Here is a 19,828-nt window from a genome sequence, read left to right on the forward strand (position 1 = left end):
CCGACGGTGTTCTTGAGATGAGCCAGTCACAGCAGCGGACCCGGCAAGACGGTCAACCGAATATCGCGGGCGAGCGGTCCGGCCCGCAGGTCAGCATCCAGTTGCTGGGGCGGTTCGCGGTCCGGCGGCACGGCCGGGAGCAACCGGACCGGGCGTTCGGCGGACGGCAGGCACGCCAGTTGCTGCGGATGCTCGCCCTGTCCCGGGGGACGCTGCTCTCCAAGGATGTCGCCATCGAGGCGTTGTGGCCCACCCACCCGCCGGTGGACGCCTCGGGCAATGTCGAGATCCTCATCAGCCGTATTCGTCGTGCGCTGGGTGAGAGGTCGCTGATCCTGACCGGATCCGGCGGCTATTCCCTGGTCGGGGACGACCGCTGCTGGGTGGACATCGAGGCGTTCCTGACCGCCGTGGCCCGGGGACAGGCCGAACTGAACCACGACCCGGACGCCTCGCTGACCGCGTTCCGGGCGGCGCTGGCGTTGTGGCACGGCGAACCGCTGGCCGAGGACGCGTACGCGGCCTGGGCCGCCGAGCATCGCCACCACCTGCTGCGGGCCCACCTCGACGCACTGGAGGGCGCGGCCACCGCGGCACTGGCGGCCGGCGACACCACCGGCGCGCTGACCTGGGCGCAGACGGCCACCGACGGGCATCCTCTGCGCGAGGCCGCCGCGTTGCTGCTGGTCCGGGCGCTGGCGGCCGGTGGCGATCGTGCCGCCGCGCTGGCGAGTTTCGACGCGTTCGGGCGGCGGCTGGCCGACGAACTGGGTATCGACCCCTCCGCCGACGCGCTGCGGCTTCGCCAGCAGGTGCTGTGTGACGAGGTCCGCCCCGCGAACTCCGCGCCGACCGTGCCCGGCGTCGTCGGCGCGGATCCGCCGACGTCGGTCCTGCCGTTGGCGGGGCGAGACCAGGCGCGGGCACGGATCGCCGGACTGCTGGCGGATCGGCAGGTGCGGGTGGCGCTGGTCCGTGGCGCGCCGGGCAGCGGGAACCGGCCGCCGCAGGCAAACCGCAGGCCGCCCCGAGCACCCTCGGCAACGGAACCACCGGAGCGGCAAGTGCCCGGGGGAGGCGGTGCGCGCTGGCGACGGTCGACGGGTGGAGGGACCGCGGTGAAGGTGAAGGAGATCATGACGACGCCGGTGGTGACCGTGCCGGTCGACGCGCACCCGTCCCGGATCGCCGCGGTGCTGCGGGAGCACCGGATCAGCGGCGTGCCCGTCGTCGACCCCGGCGGCGCGGTGGTCGGGCTGGTCAGTGAATACGACCTGCTGGCCCGGTCCGGTGGCAGCGCAGGCGATGTGATGTCGACGGCGGTCATCAGTGTCACCGAGGACACCGACGTCGACGAGGTGCGCCACCTGCTGGTGGAGCGCCGCATCCACCGGGTTCCCGTGCTGGCGGGGGCGCGGCTGACCGGCATCGTCAGCCGCTCCGACGTCGTGGCCTTGCTGGCCACCGAGTGGGTCTGCCAGGTCTGCGGTGAGGCGGTGCGTGGCGGCCAAGCCCCGGCGTCGTGCCCGAAATGCCAGGCCGGGACCGGGCAGTTCGTGCTGCAGGAGCCCAATCCCGGCAGCTAGCCCAAAGACCCGAGCCAGGAGGTATGCGCATGGCCGAGCCCTCTCGGGAACCGGTGAGCGGCTCCGCGGCCACCAGCGACCGCGGACGATCCGAGGACGCGGAAGTGCTGCGCCGCTACTACCGGCAGATGATGGTGATCCGGGTGTTCGAGCAGCGCGCCGCCGAGATGTACACGAAGGCGAAGATCGGCGGCTACTGCCACCTCAACCTCGGCGAGGAAGCCACCGTCGTCGGTCTGACGGCCGCCCTGCGAGCGGGCGACTACCTGTTCACCACCTACCGGGAGCACGGCTACGCCCTGGCCCGCGGTGCCGACCCCGGGCGGGTCATGGCCGAACTGTTCGGCCGCGCCACGGGGCTGTCGGGCGGGCGGGGCGGCTCGATGCACCTGTTCGACGCGCAGCACCGCCTGTTGGGCGGTTACGGCATCGTCGGCGGCCAGATCCCGCCCGCCACGGGTGCCGCGCTCGCCCTGGCCTACCGGCACGGCCCCAGCCCCCACGGCGACGCGGTGATGTGCCTGCTGGGTGATGCGGCCACGAACATCGGGGCCTTCCACGAGTCGCTCAACCTCGCCGCCGTCTGGCGGCTGCCGATCGTGTACGTGATCGTCAACAACCAGCTCGGCATGGGTACCCCGGTCGAGGCCGCCGCCGGTGAGCCCGAACTGTTCCGGCGGGGCTGTTCCTACCGCATCCCCGGGCAGCGGGTGGACGGCAACGACGTGCTCGCCGTCCGCGAGGCCGCCCGTGACGCGCTGGACCGGGCCCGCGGCGAGCACCAGCCGATGCTGGTGGAGACGGTCAGCTACCGGTTGCGCGGGCACTCGGTGGTCGACCCGGCCCGCTACCGCAGCGACGCCGACAACCGGCGACTCCGGGACCTGGACCCGGTGCCCGCGTTCCGCGCCCGGCTGATCGACGACGCCGTCCTCGATCCCGGGAGTGCGGCGCGGATCGACAGCGAGGCCGAGCAGATCGTCGCCGAGGCCGTCGAGGTCGCCGACCACGCACCGGACCCGGACGGGGAAACACTGTTCGACCACGTGTACGCCACCCCGGTCGCCAACACCCCCCAGGGCAGGCCCGGTGACCCGGCGGTGACTCCGTGACGGTGATCAGCTACCGGCAGGCACTGCACGACACGCTGCGCGCGGAACTGCTGCGCGACGAGGACGTACTGCTCATCGGCGAGGAAATCGGCGTCTTCGAAGGCTCCTACAAGATCACCGCCGGGCTGCTCGCCGAGTTCGGGCCGCGCCGCGTGCGGGACACGCCGATCTGTGAGGAGGGGTTCGTCGGCACCGCGATCGGCGCCGCCATGCTCGGCCTGCGGCCGGTGGTGGAGATCATGACGATCAACTTCAGCCTGCTGGCCATCGACCAGATCGTCAACCACGCCGCGAAGATGCGCTCGATGTTCGGCGGCCAGGTCCGCGTCCCCCTGGTGATCCGCACTCCCGGCGGTGGCGGCCAGCAACTGGCCGCCACCCACTCGCAGAACCTGGAAGTCTGGTACGCCCACGTCCCCGGCCTCAAGGTGCTCGCCCCGGCCACTCCGGCCGACGCGAAGGGACTGCTCGCCGCGGCGATCCGCGACGACGATCCGGTGCTCCTGCTGGAGAACCTCGCCCTCTACAACACCAAGGGCGAGGTCCCCGACGGCGACCACACCCTCGACATCGGTACCGCCACGGTGATGAAACCCGGCACCGGCATCACCGTCATCGCCTACTCCCGCGCCGCCGTGGTCGCCCTCGACGTGGCCCGCCGGCTGGAAAAGGACGGCATCTCCGTCGAGGTGGTCGATCTGCGCAGCCTGCGCCCCCTGGACCGGGACACCCTCTGCGCCTCGGTCCGCAAGACCAGCCGCGCCGTCGTACTGGAAGACGACTGGCTGTCCTACGGCATCGGTGCGGAAATCGCCGCCACCCTCCAGGAAGGAGCGTTCGACTACCTCGACGCCCCGATCCGGCGGGTCGCCGCCGCCGAAGTTCCCCTGCCTTACGCCAAACCGCTGGAACTGGCCGCGCTGCCCGACGCCACCGCGCTCACCCGGGCCATCCGGGACACCCTCGACGCGACGCGCTTCACCGGCCAGGAGGACCACCGATGACGGACGTGTTGATGCCCCGCCTGTCCGACACGATGGAAGAAGGCGTGCTCGCCGCGTGGCGCAAGCACGAAGGCGACCCGGTGCACCGCGGTGACGTGCTCGCCGAGATCGAGACCGACAAGGCCGCCATGGAACTGGAGGCGTACGACGACGGCGTCCTCACCCGCCTGCTGGTCGGCGAAGGCACCACCGTGCCGATCGGCACCCCCATCGCCGTCATCGACCCCGGCGGGGGCACCCCGTCGGCGACCGCGGAAACCACCGCGGAGACCACAGTGGTCGCTCCACCCGCCGCTCCGCCAGCGGAATCCCCGCCGCCACCGGCTCAGGCCACCGGCGCCAGGGGCGAGGCCCTCCGCGCATCGCCCCTGGCCCGCCGGATCGCCCGCGAACACGGCCTGGACCTGGCCACGATCCCCGGCAGCGGACCGGGTGGACGCATCGTGCGCGCCGACATCGATGCCGCCATAGCCGGCCAGGCCGCCGCCCCGCCTTCACCAGTTGCGCCCCCGGCACCGCCCGTACCGCCCGTACCGGAGCCCGCGACACGGCCCGTATCCGCTGCCCCGGCCGGCCCGGACACCGAAGAAATCCCGCTGACCCGGGTGCGGCGACTCACCGCGGAACGCCTCGCCGACAGCGCGCAGCAGGCACCGCACTTCTTTCTCACCCGCACCGTGGACGCCGACGCGCTACTGGCCTTCCGCGTCCAGGTCAACCGCGACCTCGCGGACGCCGGAATCCGGGTCAGCATCACCGACCTGCTGGTCAAGGCCTGCGCGCAGGCCCTCATCGCGCACCCGGAGGTCAATTCCTCCTGGGCCGGTACGCGGCTGCTGCGCCACCACCGCGTGCACGTCGGGATCGCGGTCGCGCTGGACGACGGGCTGATCGTCCCGGTCATCCATGACGCCGACCGCAAGACCGTGTCCCAGATCAGCCGCGAGGCCCGCGACCTCGCCGACCGCGCCCGTAACGGGCGAGTGTCGGTGGACGAGATCACCGGCGGCACCTTCACCATCAGCAATCTCGGCATGTACGGCATCGACCAGTTCACCGCCGTGATCAACCCGCCCGAGGCCGCCATCCTCGCTGTCGGTGCCGCCGCCCCTGGCCCCGTCGTCCGCGACGGTGGGCTCACGGTCGCCACCACGATGACGCTGACGCTCTCGATCGACCACCGCGTCCTCGACGGCGCCGGCGGTGCCCGGTTCCTCGCCGATCTGGCAGCGATGCTGGAACACCCCACCCGGATCGTGCTCTGAGCCCGTGCCACACCTTCGCCAGGCGCGGGGCGAGGCGATCACGTGCCCGGCTGACAGCAGCGCCAGCCACCATGACGCCCGGCCACGGCGTTCGCCTGGTCCGGCCCCCAGGAGCCTCGCGGGTAGGGCAGCGGCGGTTGCGACACGGCCAGGGCGGGCTCGACGATCCGCCACGCCTGCTCCACGGCGTCCTGCCGGGCGAACCGGGAAGGGTCGCCATCCAACGCGTCGTCGAGCAACTGCTCATAGGCGGCAGGGCCCTCGCCCAGCGCCTCGGCCTCCGACATGGTCAGCGCCACCGGTTCGCTGACCAGACGGCTGCCCGGCACCTTGGCCTGCAGGTGCAAGGTGATCCGGCCGTCGGGCGTGACCCGGAACCGCAGCTGGTTGGGGCCCGGCCGGGCCGGATCGGCTTCGGCGAACAACAAGCGGGGTGGCTCACGGAATTCCACGATCGCCTCGGTGACCGTGCACGGCAGTGACTTGCCGGACCGCAGGCAGAACGGCACTCCCGCCCATCGCCAGGAGTCGATCTCCAGCCGCAGCGCGGCGAAGGTCTCCGTGCGCGAGTCGGCCGCCACCCCGGCTTCGTCCCGGTAACCCACGTACTGGCCGCGCACCAGGTGCCCGGGATCCACGGCGCGGGTCGCGGTGAGCACCTTGACCTTCTCGTCCCGCAGCGCGCCGGGATCGGCCGACACCGGCGGCTCCATCGCCAGCAGGGCCACCAACTGCAGCAGGTGGTTCTGCACCACGTCCCGCACGGTCCCCACCCGGTCGTAGAACGCGCCCCGCCCCTCCACCCCGAACGACTCCGCCATGGTCAACTGCACCTGGGCTACGTAGTTGCGGTTCCACAGCGGTTCCAGGACCGTGTTGGCGAAGCGGGTGACCAGCACGTTCTGCACCGGTTCCTTGCCGAGGAAATGATCGATCCGGAAGATGTCCGCTTCGGCGAACACCTCGTGCAGGCAGGCGTTGAGGTGCCGCGCGGAGCTCAGATCCCGGCCGAAGGGTTTCTCCACGACCACCCGGCCTCCCCGGTGCAACCCCGCCGCACGCAACCCCGTCACCACGTTCTCGAACAGGTCCGGCGGGATCGCCAGGTAGAACACCGGTGCCCGGCACCCCTCCAGGGACACCGCCAGGCGGTGATACAGCTCCGGATCCCGGTAGTCACCCGCCACGTAGCCGACCCGCCCGGCAAGCTCACCGAGTACGGCGTCATCCACCGTCTCGCCGGCGGCTTCCGCCGCCGAACGGATCTGGCCGCGAAACCGGTCGGCAGTCCAGACCCGCGCCGCGGTCCCCACCACCCGGATGCCACTCAACCGGCCGCGGCACGCGAGCCGGTACACGCTGGGCAGCAACTTCCGGCGGGCGAGGTCGCCGGAAGCCCCGAACAGCACCAGCGCGTCCCCGCGGAGCGACACCATCGCCGTCTCCCCACTTCCGTTCGCTCGGTGAGCACCCGTCACGTCGGCGACCGCGGGCGACCGGCTGCTCGTGACACCCATCGACACACCCGTCGACACGGTCGGCCTTCGGCTGCGGGGTCAACCGGCCACGACCGCGACCCAGCCGTCCGGCCAGCACCGCGGCCCGGCTGTGCCCGACACCCCGAGCCCAGTATCCACCTGGCCCTGGAAGTGCCGCTCCCCTCACGGGAAAGAACGCCAAGAACGGACGTCGCCGACCGGTTGCCCGTCCCGGACGGCGCGTGCGGTCGCGGCGGCGGCGCCCAGCGCCGCACGGAAGAGCAGTGAGCCGGTACTGATCCGCCGGACCCCCAGATCTGCCAGTACGCGGATGTCCCGCTGCGCCAGTACGTTGACCGGGGCCGGGGTCGCGGCGACGACCGCCGCGATTCCGCGCTCGTCGCGCAGGCCGGGCACGAAGATCCCGTCCGCGCCGGCGTCGACGTAGCGCAGCGCGCGGTCGATCGTCGATTCCCGTTCGAGTGCCAGCCAGTGGGTGTCCACTCGGGCGTTGACGAACAGTCCCGGCGCGCCGTGCTTCAGGGCGCGGACCACCTTCGCGTGTTCGGCCGGGGCGGCGAGGCAGGCACCCCGGCCGTCTTCGATGTTGACGCCCGCCACGCCCAGTTCCCACAGTTGCGCGGCGAACTCGCCCGGGTCCGCGCCGAAGCCTGCCTCGATGTCCACCGTGACCGGTACCGGGAAGCGCGCCAGTTTCGTTGCCAGCGCGAGGGTTTCGGACCTGGCCAGCCCGGCCGCGTCCGGCACGCCGTGCGCGGCGGCGACACCGAGGCTGGTGGTGCCCAGTGCCGGGAAGCCCGCGTCGACCAACGCGGCGGCCGAGGCGAGGTCCCAGGCATTGGGCAGCAGCAGCGGCCGTTCGCCGTCGTGCAGGCGGTGGAAGGCCAGCGCGCCCTCGGCCAGCGCCTCGGCGTGTTCGCGGCCGGGGCACGCGTGCCGCCCGGCCCCGAACGGGGTGGCGGTCAGGTCGACCTCGACGATCTCACCGGTCGGTGTGACCCGGCGGGTGACCGGCACGGGGGGTTGCCTGCCCGCGATCAGCGCGTTCGTGGCATCGCACGCCTGCACCAGCAGCCCGATCCGGTTGGCGGTGTCCTCGTCCCAGCTGCCACCGCAGTCCGCGACGAGGCGGGCCACCGCCTCGTCGGCCTTCCGCGTCACCGTCGTGTGCGGTTGGTACGAGGCGGCGACGACGGCCACGTCGGCCGCGACCGAACGCGGCAGGCCGAGTGCCTCGGCCAGGTTCGCCACCGGGTTGCCCGGACGGCGCAGTGACCGGACATCCACGGTGGCCAGGTGACGCTCTGCGAGCGCGCGGCGCCGTTGGTGGGCCGCGCCCTCACTGAAGCGCACGACATGAGCGCGTAACCAGCCCACGCCGGAATCGGCGTCGGGAACGGTGGGAACGCGGTAGTCCGGGTCGGTCAGCATGTGCCCGACCGTAGGGCCGCGACCCTTCGGTCCCCGCCGAACGGTCATGTTCACGAGCTGTCCGTCGGCCGGTCCGGGTGCGCGGCACGGTAAGCAGGCGACGGGAATTTCCCTGTACCATGATCCGGAGAAGCGGGAAGAAGGTGCCGTTCCTTTGCGTGACGACATCCGACGGCCGGATCGCTCTTGGTCGAGCGAGCGGAATTTCATCCTGAGTCGCTATGTCTACAGTCATTCACAGTTGGTTCTGGAAAGTTTCGGGAATAATCCGTCCGACATCGTGCGGATCCTCTTCGAAGGCGTCGAACGAATCGAGGTCTACCGGTCGTACAAGGGGGGAATAGCCCTGTCCGAGGTCGATTCGCACGAGTCTTACCGGCAGCCGCCTCCGCACGTCCGCGCATCATTGTGGGAGATCTCTTCACCGAGCGGGACCGGCTTCGTCGCCGCCGGCCGAGTGCGTGTTTCCCGACACTCTCTTGAAGGTGCGGAACTGGAACTGCTGTTTTTCGCCCGGTGATCGCCGCGGAAACGGATATGCCGGAGTGTCGACAGGTGGTCGGATCGGGCCGAGGGGTGGAGTTCCGCACCGCACAAGTCGCGGGTTGAATGGGGTTGTGTGCGAGCGAGGTGGGACGACGGACGAGCAGGAGGGCGGGCCCTCGGCTTTCGGGAAGTTGTTGTTCGAGCACCGGCGCGCGGCGGGGTTGTCGCAGGTGGAGCTGGCTCGGGCCTCGGGCGTGAGCGTACGTGCGTTGCGGGATCTGGAGCGGGGCCGGGCGCAGGCGGCGCAGCAGCGATCGGCCGAGGTGCTGGCGGATGCGCTGGGGCTGAGGGCGGGGGCGCGGGAGGTTTTCCTGGAGGTGGCGCGGGACCGGCGTCGCCGGGCGGGGTGGACCGTGGACGCGTCGGCGTTGGGTGCGTTGCCGCAGCCCTTGCCGGATCTGGTGGGGCGGGCCCGGGAACTGGCGTGGCTGCGGGAGCGGGCGCTGACGGGCGGGCTGCTGGCGGTGGTGGGTCAGCCGGGCGTCGGGAAGACCGCGCTGGCGGTGGCGGCGGTCCATGAGCTGATGCCGCTGTTCCCGGACGGGTGCCTGGCGGTGGATCTGCGGGGCGTCGATGATCAGCCGGTGGCGGCGCGCGATGTGCTGGACCGGTTGTTGCGCTCGCTCGGGGTGCCCGGGCCGCAGGTTCCGGTGACCGAGGCGGAGCGGTCGAGCCTGTTCCGGATGCTGCTGGACGGCAGGCGGCTGTTGCTGCTGTTGGACAATGCGGCGGATGAGGCCCAGGTGCGCCCGTTGCTGGCGCACAGTCCCGGTTGCCTGACGCTGGTGACGTGCCGCCGGGCGCTGGCGGGGCTTGCCGGTGCGCGGTGGTTGAGGGTGGAGCCGCTGACCGAGGCCGACGCGGTGCGACTGCTGATGCGCGTCGCGGGTGAGGACCGGGTCGCCGGCGAGTCCAGGGCGGCGGCGGAGTTGGTCGGGTTGTGCGGGAATCTGCCGTTGGCGGTACGGATCGTGGGGAACCGGCTGGCGACCCGTCCCCATTGGTCGCTGGCGTATTCGGTCGGGCGGTTGCGGGATGAACGCACCCGCCTGGGTTCGCTGTCCGCCGGGGATCTGCAGGTGCGGTCGGCGTTCGAGGTGTCGTACCAGCGGTTGTCGCCCGGCGCGCGGCGGGTGTTCCGGCGGCTGGCGGTGATTCCCGGCGCGGATTTCGGGGCGGAGCTGGCCGGGGTGGCCCACCACGCGGCGGAGGCGGAGGTGCTGCCGCAGCTGGACGAGTTGGTGGAGACGAACCTGCTGAACGCTGCCGCGGTGCCGGGGCGGTTCGAGTTCCACGACCTGATCCGCCTGTTCGCGCGGGAACGGTGGGAAGCCGAAGACAGCCCCGAAGAGCGGTCCGCTGTACGCGACACCCTGCTGGTGCATCTGCTGCGGACCGCCACCACGGCCGCCGCGGCACTGTCCCCGTTGACCCGGGAGGCCGGCCGGTTCCCGAGCGCGGACAAGGCGACGGCGTGGCTCACGCGGGAGCAGTCGAACTGGGTGGCCGCCCAGCGCAAGGCCGCGGCACTGGGCCTGCACCGCGAGGTCGTCACGCTGGCCAAGGCTTTGAGCTGGCCCTTCTGGCTACGAGATCGGCTTCAGGAGCGTCCGTGGAGTGACGTCTTCGGGCACGGGGTGGCTTCCGCGCGCGCCCTTGGCAGCCGCTTGGATCTCGCCGCGCTGCTCAACCTCTTCGGCCAGGCGCAGCACGATCACCTCGGCGCCCCCGAGGACGCACTGGCCACCCATGCGGAAGCGCTGGTCGTGGCTCGTGAGGCCGGGCACCGGTCAGAGGAGGCCTGGGCCCACACGTGTCTGAGCACGGCCATGGATTCTCTCGGGCGCCTCGACGAGGCACTGGAGCACGCGCGGCAGGGCTGCGCGATATCCGCCGGACTCGGCAGCTGGATCACCGATGCCGCGAGCACGAGCAGACTGGGCCAGGCCCTGCGGGCACTCGGCCGTTATGAGGAGGCACTGGCCGTCCACCGGGACCTGCTCAGGCAGACCGAAGGGCACCACGAGGAGCTCGGCCCGGAGATGTGGCGGTTGGCGGCGGTGGCGTTCCTGCCGGACATCGCTCACTGCCTTGCCGGGCTGGGGCAGTGGCGGGAGGCCGCGGAGACGTTTCGCGAGGCCCGCTCCTGGCATGCCGCCGGTGGCGACTCCTTCCAGGAGGCCGAGACGGCACTGCATGAGGGTGCGGCCTGGCGTGAGACCGGGGAGTTCGACCGGGCGCGGGATTGCCTGCGGTTGGCGCTGGGTGTCTTCTCCGGCCCGGTGTTCGCCGATCGCCGGGCACGCGCCGAGGCGGAGCTGGCGTCGCTGCCCGGGTAGTGGCGGTGAAACCGGCGTGGCCACGGCACCGTCCACAGTGGTCACCCGGCACGCCGGGGTCGGCCCGGCTTGAGCGGAAGCTCGGCAAAGTGCTGGCACTGGTCCGAAGAGCGAAGCAACCGGACCGGGGGTGTGGCGTCCTATGGGCAAGTAAAGAAACACACCACCTCTGACCGACAGCAGGAGAAGACCGATGTTTCCGCAAGCATTCCGAAACTTCCGCGCAGCGGCTCTGCTGTCGATGGGGGTCGTTCTGGCCGGAGCTTTGGTGACCGGGTGCGAGTCGTCGAACACCTCGGCCAACGCGCCCGTCTCGTCATCCGCGTCCGCCACGGCCACCTCCACCGCCACAACGCCGGACAGCTCCACTCCCACCGCGCCCTCTGCTTCCGCATCCGCACAGGCCGCCCCGGCCGCGGTCAAGACCCAGGCACAGGCACAGACCACGCGGGCCGGGGGGAGCACCACTCCGCCGGGGCCGTGGAAGCAGGGCGTGCACTGCACCGATCTGTACAACTACGCGGGCGATTCGCGCGCCAACGCGGAGATCAACTCGATCGGCGAGTCCACCGGGACCTGCCCCCCGATCCAGCGGGCCGGGGGGAGCACCACTCCGCCGGGGCCGTGGAAGCAGGGCATGCACTGCACCGATCTGTACAACTACGCGGGCGATTCGCGCGCCAACGCGGAGATCAACTCGATCGGTGAATCCACCGGGACCTGCCCCCCGATCCAGCACTGATTCTCGGAGGTGATCGGAGCAGGAGGAATTCGGGAGGATCGACTGTCCTGCTAGCAGCACTCGGCCTGTGGGCCCCTCGGTGGGGGAGGGGCCCACGTCGTGGTGGAGGGTAGGTGCGGGATCAGCCGATGCAGCCGGGGACGTGGGTCGGAGCACAGTTGGTCGGAGTGTTGCCCCTGACGGCCGTCCTGGACAACACGACGGTGCCGCTCACGTTGGCGATGCCGCCCCCGGTTTGGGTTCCCCGGTTCTGCGTGACCGTGCTCCGGGTCAACCTCACCATGGCGTTCGACAACACACCGGGCCCACCAGCGGAGGCGGCGACATTTCCGTACAGATGCACGTTGTTCAGGTTCGCAATACCGCTGAAGACCGCGATCCCCCCGCCGATGCAGCCGGGCGCGGCGCCACCGGTCAGGTTGATCCGGTCAAACGCTGTTGTTCACGGTGAGGATTCGGAATGCCGCCGCGCTCGGGTCCCGGCTGATCGTGCTGTCATCACCATGAATGGTGAGCGGCTTGTCGATAACGGGAATGGGGCCGGTGGAAGGCGGACCGCGTGGACCGCCGTTCGCGGTAGGTGACAAGGAGATGGCACCGAATCGACGACGCTCGGCGTACCGCTGGAAGACACCGCCCGACCGGTGGCCTTGATCTTGCCGGTTGCCGATCTCCTGGCGGGAGGTCGTGATGGTCTGGAACGGCGGCCCCGGCGGGGCGGTCAGGGCTCCTGGTGCTTGCGAACCAGTAGGTAGGCGGAGTGGAACCGCTCCGCTTCGTGCGGCTCGCGCAGCAACCGGCCGACCTCGGCGAACCCGGCCTGTCGCAACAGTTCCGCGAGACTGTCGGGCGACCATTGGTAGGCGAGGGTGACTTTGTGGTCGACTTCCTGCGGCAGCGGGTCGTCACCAGCGAGGAATCCGAGCAGCAGATGGCCGCCCGGCGCCAGCACGCGCCGGAATTCGGTGAAAGCGGTGGGCAGTTGCCGCGGTGGTGTGTGGATGGTGGAGAAGAACGCGAGAATGCCGCCGAGCATTTCGTCGGCGAGGTCCAAGGCGGTCATCGACCCCTCGTCGAACCGCAGCTCCGGATGGGCCCGGCGGGCCAGGGCGATCATCTCGGAGGACAGGTCGATGCCGAAGGCGCTCAGCCCGAGCGCGTGCAGGTGCGCCGTCACCTGGCCGGGGCCGCAGCCGATGTCCGCGACCGGTCCGGCGTCGTGGGCCTGCACAAGTTCGGCGAACGCCGCCAGCAGAGCACGTTCCAGCGGCAAGGTCTCCAGCATGTTGCCGAAAAGTTCGGCGTAGAGGGGCGCAACGGCGTCGTAGGCGGCCTTGGTGTCGTGCAGTACGGAGGAGTCGGTCACGGCGGAAACCCTAGTCCGTTGCCGGTGTCCCAGGGTCTGGACATCCTCGGCCTGTTCGAGAACAGCGGACTGTCGTTGCGTCACGAGGGCCGGACAAAGTGCCGGTTTTCCACCAGGATCACCCGTGAATCGGTACCTGGTCACCAGAAGTCAAGATCATCTTCACTGGGGGATGGGTGCTGTTCATCAACTGTTTCCGCCATCTGGCTACCTTTCGCAACGATGTCCACCCCGGACATCCCAGCGGGAGGTCTGATCTTGCATGTCCCACTGATCGTCTACGCGGTCGTCGTGACCGCGCTGGCGTTCGATTTCACCAACGGCTTTCACGACACGGCCAACGCGATGGCGCCGTCGATCGCGACCGGAGCGTTCAAGCCCAGAACCGCGGTGACCGTGTCGGCGATACTCAATCTGGTCGGCGCCTTCCTGTCGGTCAAGGTGGCCAGCACGATTTCGGGCGGTATCGTCGACGAAAGCGGATTCCATGCCGACACCGGTCCCTACATCGTGTTCGGCGCCCTGCTCGGCGCGATCGTCTGGAACCTGCTGACCTGGTACCTGGGGGTGCCGTCGAGTTCGTCGCATGCGTTGTTCGGCGGACTGATCGGGGCGACGTGGGTCGCCGTCGGCGGCCACGTCGTCAACTTTTCCGTGGTGGTGCAGAAGGTGCTGCTGCCCGCCGTGGTTTCCCCGATCATCGCCGGTGTCGCGGCCGCGACCGGCACCATGATCGCCTATCGGACGAACGAAGGGGTGAAGAAAAAGCACGTTTCGCGGGGGTTCCGCGCCGGGCAGAACATTTCCGCCTCGCTCGTTTCCCTGGCGCACGGCACGAACGACGCGCAGAAGACCATGGGGGTCATCACCCTGACCTTCATCGTCGCGGGTATCCAGCCCGCGCACTCCAGCCCCTACCTGTGGGTCGTTGTCGCCTGCGGCCTGGCCATCGCGCTCGGCACCTACGTCGGTGGCTGGCGGATCATCAAGACGCTGGGCAGCGGGATCACCACGCTGGACAGCCCCCAGGGCTTCGCGGCCGAAACCAGTGCCACGGCGGCGATCCTGGCCTCGTCCCACCTCGGCTACGCGCTGTCCACCACGCAGGTGTGTTCCGGTGCGGTGCTGGGTGCGGGACTGGGCAAAAGCGGCGGTGAAGTGCGCTGGAGCACCGCGAGCAGAATAGTCATCGCGTGGGTCGTCACCCTGCCCGCTTCCGCGGTGTTCGGCGCCTGCGCCGGGAAACTCGCTTCGACCGGAGTCCTGGGCACGGCCGTCGTGGCGGGGATCGGCATCGTGGTCGCGGCCGGGCTCTTCGCGTTGTCCCGGCGCAACCCGGTCGGCGCGCACACCGTCACCGAGGCCCCGGCCGAAACCATGATGCCGGCGACGGCGGACGCCACCTACTGACGAACCAGACGGGAAAACCCATGCATATCCAATGGGGCGAGATGCTCCAGGTCTTCGGCGCCACGGTCGCGGCGACCGCACTGCTGGTCACGTTGTTCTCGGTCGGTGTACGGGGGCTGGGAAAGCGGTCCGGGGCCGGCAAGGGCGAAGGCTCCACCAACGTCAGCGACGCCGGTCCCGTGCTCAGCTTCGTGCTGAGTTTCGCGATCGTGATCTACGGCATCTACCTGATCGTCGCGAAGTGATCGCGGCCTTCGCCGCTAACGAGAGACGCGTTTAGTTGCCGGGGCGGGCACCGGACCGCCCCGGCAACTCGCAGTGCGGGGTCGAGAGTAATTCTCACGGCCGAACTGGGCGAGGTCGGCGAGCAAGCCGACCTGCTGCACCCGCACGGCCTGCTCGGCGAGTCCGAAGCAGAGAAACCCCCGGCGGCCAGGCCCGCATCACGACCCCGGCGGCCTCGTTGTGCCGACCAGCCGATGATCTCCAGCAGTTCGCCCAGAGTGGGCGCGGCGATGCCCTTCTTCGCTGAGCCGCGCCGGGTTCTGGTTACCGTAATGGCGTGATGTCATCGGTGGGCGGGGTGGCCACTGCGCTGGAGTGCTGGTCCGAGTGGGTGGACCTGTGCGGTGCTGGCCGGAACCAGGAAGTCTCCTCTGTGCCGGGCTTGTACCGGGTACGGAGAAAGGACGACGAATCCGGTCTGGTCTATATCGGGCAGACCGGGCGGTCGTTGCGGGGCAGGCTTGGCCAGCTGAGCGGGGTGTACAAAGCGGAGATGCCGTATCGCGATCCGCACACGGCAGGACCGGCGCTCTGGGCTCTTCGCCACCGGGATGGATGTGATTTCGAGGCTTCTGTGATCGAGATATCCGCTACCGTTCCTCAGCGCAAGGCGCTCGAAGCCACAGCTGTCAGCCTTTACCGCACAGCCTCCGGGAAATCGCCCGCTGCGAATTTCGGGCGGATGCCGTCGGGATACCGGATGTCGACGGGCAACAATGCACGGCTGACGGCGAGTGGACAACGCCTTCGCGGCGGTCCGGACCCGCACGCCCCGAGAGTCCCCGGCAGCGCTCCGGTTGCAGGCCGTCTTGGTACGGACCCACGTTCGGACCGCTGGATGAACTGGCCATGGACGTCCTGGGTACCCCTCCTCCAGGCGAGCACGCCGCCTGCATGCGTTGGAATCTACCGAATCGGTTCGAAGGACGATGCGAAGTTGACCTATATCGGCCAGGGCAGAATTGCTGCGCGCCTGCGGGCGCACCAGGCCAAAGCCCTGAAGCCGGACCATCGGCAGGGGCCCCATCTTTCTGCCGACCCGCAAGTGTCATGGGTGCCCTTGCCCGGCACCGCGATGGTCCATCTCTTGGAACACGAAAACGACCTGATCGCAGCTCACGTGATCGCAACAGGGCAAGCGCCCCTGGCCCAGTTCCTGGGTTGACCCCTGCTACGGAATCGGTGCGTCCTTGGCGTGGCGGCCGATGGCCGCCTCGCCTGTGACGGGTGAGTGCACGGAGATCGCTGTGCGCTGCCGGGCGGGCCGGGTCGCGTTGCCAGCGGACCGGCGCGATTGTGCGTAGGTTCCGGGTATGGCGGGTGGGATGGCCGTCGAGGCGACGATCAACCAGGTGACGCGCTACCTGGACCTGGCCGGAGTGTTCGCGTGCGCGATCCTGGGTGGGGCTGTGGCCCGCACCGAGCGGCTGGACTTGTTCGGGTTCCTCGTGGTGGGCGTCGTGTCGGGGCTTGGCGGCGGTGTCATCCGCGACACACTGCTGCAGCACGGCACTCCGGTCGCACTGACCGACTACGCCTACCTGCCGACCGCGCTGGCCGGTGCGCTGCTGTCGTTCGTCATCTCGATCAGTGAGAGTGCCTGGGACCGGCTGTTCACCGCGCTGGACGCGGCGGTCATCGGCTTCTGGGCCATCGCCGGGGCGCAGAAGACCCTGGCCGTGGGGCTGGGCTGGTTGCCCGCGATCCTGCTGGGCACGACCACCGCTGTCGGTGGTGGCGCGCTGCGGGACGTCTTGTTGCGCCGCGTCCCGGCCGTTTTCGGCGGCAACGGGCTTTATGCCACGGTCGCGGCGGCCGTCGCCGCCACGATGGTCATCTGCACCGCCCTGGGGGCCCCGTTGGCCGGGATCGTCGTCGGCGTCGTCGGCGCACTGCTGTTCCGGGTTGCCGCGGTCAAGTTCGGCTGGAACCTGCCTAGCGGGCTGGACTGGCAGCCGCAGTCCCGGCTCGCCGCTGCCTGGCACAAGCACCGTCGTCGGCGCAACCCGCCCGAGGAGGAAGGAGACTGATCATGGAGTCCGGCGTCGGCACCGTCCTCGGGCCGCTCGGCGAGATCCGGGCCGGGATCGAGGATTTCTACCGGGACCTGCACGCCCATCCGGAGCTCGGTATGCGGGAGTACCGCACGGCGGGCAAGGTCGCGCGGCGGCTGCGCGACCAGGGTTACGACGTGATCGAGGGCGTCGGCGGTACCGGGGTGATCGGTGTCCTGGTCAACGGGACGGGGCCGACGGTGATGCTGCGCGCGGACATGGACGCGTTGCCGGTGCGGGAACGGACCGGGCTGCCCTACGCTTCGGAGGTGACCGTGCCCGGTCCCGAAGGAGGCAGGCAACCGGTCATGCACGCCTGTGGGCACGATGTGCACGTCTCGTGCCTGATCGGGTTCGCCGATTTGATGGCCCGTGCCAGAAATGCCTGGAATGGGACAGTTGTGGCGCTGTTCCAGCCCTCGGAAGAGAACGGGGACGGCGCCGACGCGATGATCCAGGATGGACTCACCGAGCGCGTGCCGAAGCCGGATGTGTTGCTAGCGCAGCACGTTCTGCCCTATCCGGCCGGTTATGTCGGCACCAGGGCGGGGCCGTTTCTGTCCGCCGCGGACAGTCTCCGGGTGACGCTGTACGGGCGTGGCGCGCACGGCTCGTCTCCGCAGGCGGCGATCGATCCGGTGGTCATGGCGGCGATGACGGTGGTGCGGCTGCAGACGATCGTCTCCCGCGAACTGGCAGCCACCACCCCGGCGGTGCTCACCGTGGGCAGCATCCAGTCCGGCAGCGGGCCGAACGTCATTCCGGACCGGGCGGTGCTGCAACTCAACGTGCGCACCTACGACCCCGCGGTCAGGGAGCACGTGCTCGCCTCGATCGAACGCATCGTGCGCGCCGAGGCCCAGGCCACGGGTGCGGTGCGGGAGCCGGAGTTCGAAACCCTCGCGGCGTTCCCGCCCACGATCAACGACGAGGCCGCCACGGACGAGGTCGCCCGTGCCTTCGCCGCGCACTTCGGCGCAGACGCGCACACCATCGACGTGCAAACCGCCAGCGAGGACATGAGCCGGATTCCGGGGGCGTTCGGGGTTCCCTTCACCTACTGGGGCATCGGCGGGGCCGATCCCGGCCGCTACGCCGAAGCCGAGCGAAAAGGCACGGTGGCGCAGGACATCCCGGTCAACCACAGTCCGGAGTTCGCTCCGGTTCCGCAGCCCACGCTCGACACCGGGATCAAGGCCCTCGCCATCGCCGCACTGACCTGGCTCGGCCCCGGTCCGCGGACCGGCCGGGCCGAAGACCATACCGCGTAGCACCAAACCCCGCCGACGAGCACGTTCACGGCCGGTCGGTGTCCCCATGGAGGCGTTCGGTGAGGAAGGCGAGGATTTCGTCCCTGGCCGTCCGGGTGGGATGGCCGTCCTCGTCGACGAAGTGGGCAGTGACAACGCTGTGGGGGGTGCCGACCACGTCGCGGAAGAACGGGGGCGAGTCGGTGTTGGCGGTACTGCCCGGAAGGACGCGGCCGTCGAAGGCATCGCCGAGGAGGGCTCGATAGGCGGCGAAGCGCTGACCGGTGCACCAGCGGTCGTTGTCGAAGCGGTAGGCGAGCACCTTCAGACCGTCACGGGCGATGCGGTCGCGGACCGCGCGCGCGTCCTCGTCGCCGATCTCGAGTCCGGCGGGGTCGTCCAGCGGCAGCGAAGGATGGTTGACCACCGGCGCGATGACGGCCGGCTCGAGCGCCATGGTGAGGGCGAAGTTGCCGGTGAAGCACAACCCGATCGCGCCGACTCCCGGACCGCCGCATTCGGCGTGGGCCTGGCGCGCGAGCCCGCGCAGCCACACCGTGACGGGGCTGGTGCCGCCCCCGGCGAAGGCACGGAACTCGGCACTGACACACGCGCGCCGGACCACCTCCCGGCCACCCTCGACGGTGGGATAGGCGCCGTCGGTCCCGAAAAGTGAGGGGATGTGGACGGTGAAGCCCGCGTCCCGCACCCACCTCGCCAGCCGGAGGACGTCGGGGCTGATGCCCGGCATCTCCGGCATCAGCACCACGGCCGGTCCGGCACCGGCGACGAGCACCGTCTTCTCCACCCCGTCCACGGTCACGACCCGGCGTGAGAAGTCCGTGATCGCGTCGTCATGACCTTCCTTGGCAGTTCTCATACCGAGAGCTTGGACCTCCGGGCCCCACCCCGGGACAGGCCAGATCGCCAGGTATCGGGGTAATCTCGCCACTGCTTGGAGGTGAGCACGACCATGCTGCGAGTCGGTGTCCTGGCCTACCCGGGCTGCTTCGCGTCCGAGGTGTTCGGCGTCCCCGATCTGTTGACGATGGCTGCGCACGTTGCCGGCCCGGACAACGCCGGATACGAGGTGTCGATCATTTCGCCTCGGCGTCGCGTCGCCGCGTCGGGCGGGACCGCACTGGCCGTTTCCTCGCTGCGCGAGGTCGACGTCCTCGTCGTGCCAGGGTTCGAGCTCTCACCCGGACTCGACATGGAGGCCAAACTCGCGTCGCTCGCCCCCGAAATCGCGGCGATCCGCTCGCACGCCGCCGCAGGCAACGTCGTCGTCTCGATCTGCGTCGGTGCGTTCCTGCTCGCCGAGGCCGGGCTTCTGCACCGACGCCGGGCCACCACGGCCTGGCTCTTCGCGGACGAACTCGCCCGGCGCTGTCCCGGCGCCGACATCCGGCCCGAACGGATCGTCGTCACCGACAGGGGGGTGACGACGACGGCCGCCTTCACCGCGATGTACGACTTCGCGCTGGAACTGATCCGCGAACACAGCGGTGCCCGCGTGGCACGGACGACCGCACGGGTCGCGCTCGTCGACGACGCGCGATCTTCCCAGACACCCTACGTCGACGCGCGTCTTCTTCCGCAGCCCGGAAACGAGTTCTCCCGCAGGGTCATGCGACGGCTCGACCAGAACCTCGCGGCCCGCTACGACCTCGCCGCGCTGGCCGCAGCCTTCAACGTCAGCACCCGGACACTGCTGCGCCGCTTCGCGGACGAGACTGGTCAGAGCCCGCTCGACTACCTGCGGTCGTCGCGCGTCCGCCGTGCCCGCCACCTCCTGGAAACGACGGAGAGAACGGTCGCCGCCATCTCCGCCGCCGTCGGTTACCGGGACGCCGGCACCTTCGCCGCCCTCTTCGCCCAGCACACCGGCTGCCGCCCCAGGGATTACCGAGCGGCCTTCCGGCGCGGTGCCCGCTGA

At 70.1% G+C, this 19,828-nt stretch carries 17 protein-coding genes; 13 read left to right on the forward strand and 4 right to left on the reverse strand.

From position 1 onward, the window contains the following. The first annotated feature begins 17 nt into the window (after window positions 1-17). From ORV05_RS08850 to ORV05_RS08865, 4 genes are read left to right on the forward strand one after another with little or no spacing between them, the layout of a single operon-like run. Window positions 18-1,586, forward strand: coding sequence for a CBS domain-containing protein (locus ORV05_RS08850; protein WP_268757957.1), 1,569 nt, complete (start codon window positions 18-20; stop codon window positions 1,584-1,586). A gap of 29 nt (window positions 1,587-1,615) precedes the next feature. Next, entirely contained in the window at window positions 1,616-2,698 is a 1,083-nt protein-coding gene (gene pdhA / locus ORV05_RS08855; RefSeq protein ID WP_268757958.1) for a pyruvate dehydrogenase (acetyl-transferring) E1 component subunit alpha, read from the forward strand. Continuing rightward, window positions 2,695-3,702 carry an alpha-ketoacid dehydrogenase subunit beta gene (locus ORV05_RS08860; protein ID WP_268757959.1) on the forward strand — a complete coding sequence of 336 codons (1,008 nt, stop codon included), beginning with the start codon at window positions 2,695-2,697 and terminating at the stop codon, window positions 3,700-3,702. The genes pdhA and ORV05_RS08860 overlap by 4 nt, the downstream gene beginning before the upstream one ends. Continuing rightward, window positions 3,699-4,967 (forward strand): dihydrolipoamide acetyltransferase family protein, encoded by a 1,269-nt coding sequence (locus tag ORV05_RS08865; protein ID WP_268757960.1) that lies wholly within the window; start codon window positions 3,699-3,701, stop codon window positions 4,965-4,967. The genes ORV05_RS08860 and ORV05_RS08865 overlap by 4 nt, the downstream gene beginning before the upstream one ends. A gap of 38 nt (window positions 4,968-5,005) precedes the next feature. On the opposite strand, the gene zwf is transcribed toward ORV05_RS08865, so the two are convergent. Together zwf and ORV05_RS08875 are read right to left on the reverse strand one after the other, a co-directional pair. Next, a complete protein-coding gene (gene zwf, locus ORV05_RS08870; RefSeq protein WP_268757961.1) occupies window positions 5,006-6,403 on the reverse strand; it encodes a glucose-6-phosphate dehydrogenase in 1,398 nt (465 codons plus the stop codon). A 225-nt stretch (window positions 6,404-6,628) separates the two neighbouring features. Further along, window positions 6,629-7,897: an isocitrate lyase/PEP mutase family protein gene (locus ORV05_RS08875; RefSeq protein WP_268757962.1), complete on the reverse strand. Its 1,269-nt coding sequence runs from the start codon at window positions 7,895-7,897 to the stop codon at window positions 6,629-6,631. Window positions 7,898-8,051: 154 nt separating this feature from the next. On the opposite strand from ORV05_RS08875, the gene ORV05_RS08880 reads away from it, so the two are divergent. The 3 genes from ORV05_RS08880 (at window position 8,052) to ORV05_RS08890 (ending at window position 11,524) form a co-directional block, all read left to right on the forward strand. Then, window positions 8,052-8,417: a hypothetical protein gene (locus ORV05_RS08880; RefSeq protein ID WP_268757963.1), complete on the forward strand. Its 366-nt coding sequence runs from the start codon at window positions 8,052-8,054 to the stop codon at window positions 8,415-8,417. A 97-nt stretch (window positions 8,418-8,514) separates the two neighbouring features. Continuing rightward, the gene (locus tag ORV05_RS08885) at window positions 8,515-10,782 is read left to right on the forward strand and encodes an ATP-binding protein (RefSeq protein ID WP_268757964.1); all 2,268 of its coding nucleotides are present in this window, start codon (window positions 8,515-8,517) and stop codon (window positions 10,780-10,782) included. Between the two features lie 268 nt (window positions 10,783-11,050). Then, a complete protein-coding gene (locus ORV05_RS08890; protein WP_268757965.1) occupies window positions 11,051-11,524 on the forward strand; it encodes a hypothetical protein in 474 nt (157 codons plus the stop codon). Between the two features lie 721 nt (window positions 11,525-12,245). Here ORV05_RS08890 and ORV05_RS08895 read toward each other — a convergent pair. After that, a complete protein-coding gene (locus tag ORV05_RS08895; protein WP_268757966.1) occupies window positions 12,246-12,890 on the reverse strand; it encodes a class I SAM-dependent methyltransferase in 645 nt (214 codons plus the stop codon). 258 nt (window positions 12,891-13,148) lie between these two features. On the opposite strand from ORV05_RS08895, the gene ORV05_RS08900 reads away from it, so the two are divergent. The 5 genes from ORV05_RS08900 to ORV05_RS08920 all read left to right on the forward strand — a co-directional run bounded on the left by ORV05_RS08900 (window position 13,149) and on the right by ORV05_RS08920 (window position 17,910). After that, window positions 13,149-14,300, forward strand: coding sequence for an inorganic phosphate transporter (locus ORV05_RS08900; RefSeq protein ID WP_268757967.1), 1,152 nt, complete (start codon window positions 13,149-13,151; stop codon window positions 14,298-14,300). A gap of 20 nt (window positions 14,301-14,320) precedes the next feature. Beyond that, window positions 14,321-14,545 carry a hypothetical protein gene (locus tag ORV05_RS08905; protein ID WP_268757968.1) on the forward strand — a complete coding sequence of 75 codons (225 nt, stop codon included), beginning with the start codon at window positions 14,321-14,323 and terminating at the stop codon, window positions 14,543-14,545. Window positions 14,546-14,862: 317 nt separating this feature from the next. Next, window positions 14,863-15,750, forward strand: coding sequence for a hypothetical protein (locus ORV05_RS08910; RefSeq protein ID WP_268757969.1), 888 nt, complete (start codon window positions 14,863-14,865; stop codon window positions 15,748-15,750). 148 nt (window positions 15,751-15,898) lie between these two features. After that, window positions 15,899-16,615 carry a trimeric intracellular cation channel family protein gene (locus ORV05_RS08915; RefSeq protein ID WP_268757970.1) on the forward strand — a complete coding sequence of 239 codons (717 nt, stop codon included), beginning with the start codon at window positions 15,899-15,901 and terminating at the stop codon, window positions 16,613-16,615. A 2-nt stretch (window positions 16,616-16,617) separates the two neighbouring features. Beyond that, window positions 16,618-17,910 (forward strand): amidohydrolase, encoded by a 1,293-nt coding sequence (locus ORV05_RS08920; RefSeq protein ID WP_268757971.1) that lies wholly within the window; start codon window positions 16,618-16,620, stop codon window positions 17,908-17,910. 25 nt (window positions 17,911-17,935) lie between these two features. Here ORV05_RS08920 and ORV05_RS08925 read toward each other — a convergent pair whose 3' ends face one another. Beyond that, a complete protein-coding gene (locus ORV05_RS08925) occupies window positions 17,936-18,769 on the reverse strand; it encodes a dienelactone hydrolase family protein (protein ID WP_268757972.1) in 834 nt (277 codons plus the stop codon). 93 nt (window positions 18,770-18,862) lie between these two features. Here ORV05_RS08925 and ORV05_RS08930 point away from each other — a divergent pair, with 93 nt between their 5' ends. Then, the gene (locus ORV05_RS08930; protein WP_268757973.1) at window positions 18,863-19,828 is read left to right on the forward strand and encodes a GlxA family transcriptional regulator; all 966 of its coding nucleotides are present in this window, start codon (window positions 18,863-18,865) and stop codon (window positions 19,826-19,828) included.

It is taken from the genome of Amycolatopsis cynarae, assembly GCF_026802195.1.
Lineage (GTDB): Bacteria > Actinomycetota > Actinomycetes > Mycobacteriales > Pseudonocardiaceae > Amycolatopsis_E > Amycolatopsis_E rhizosphaerae.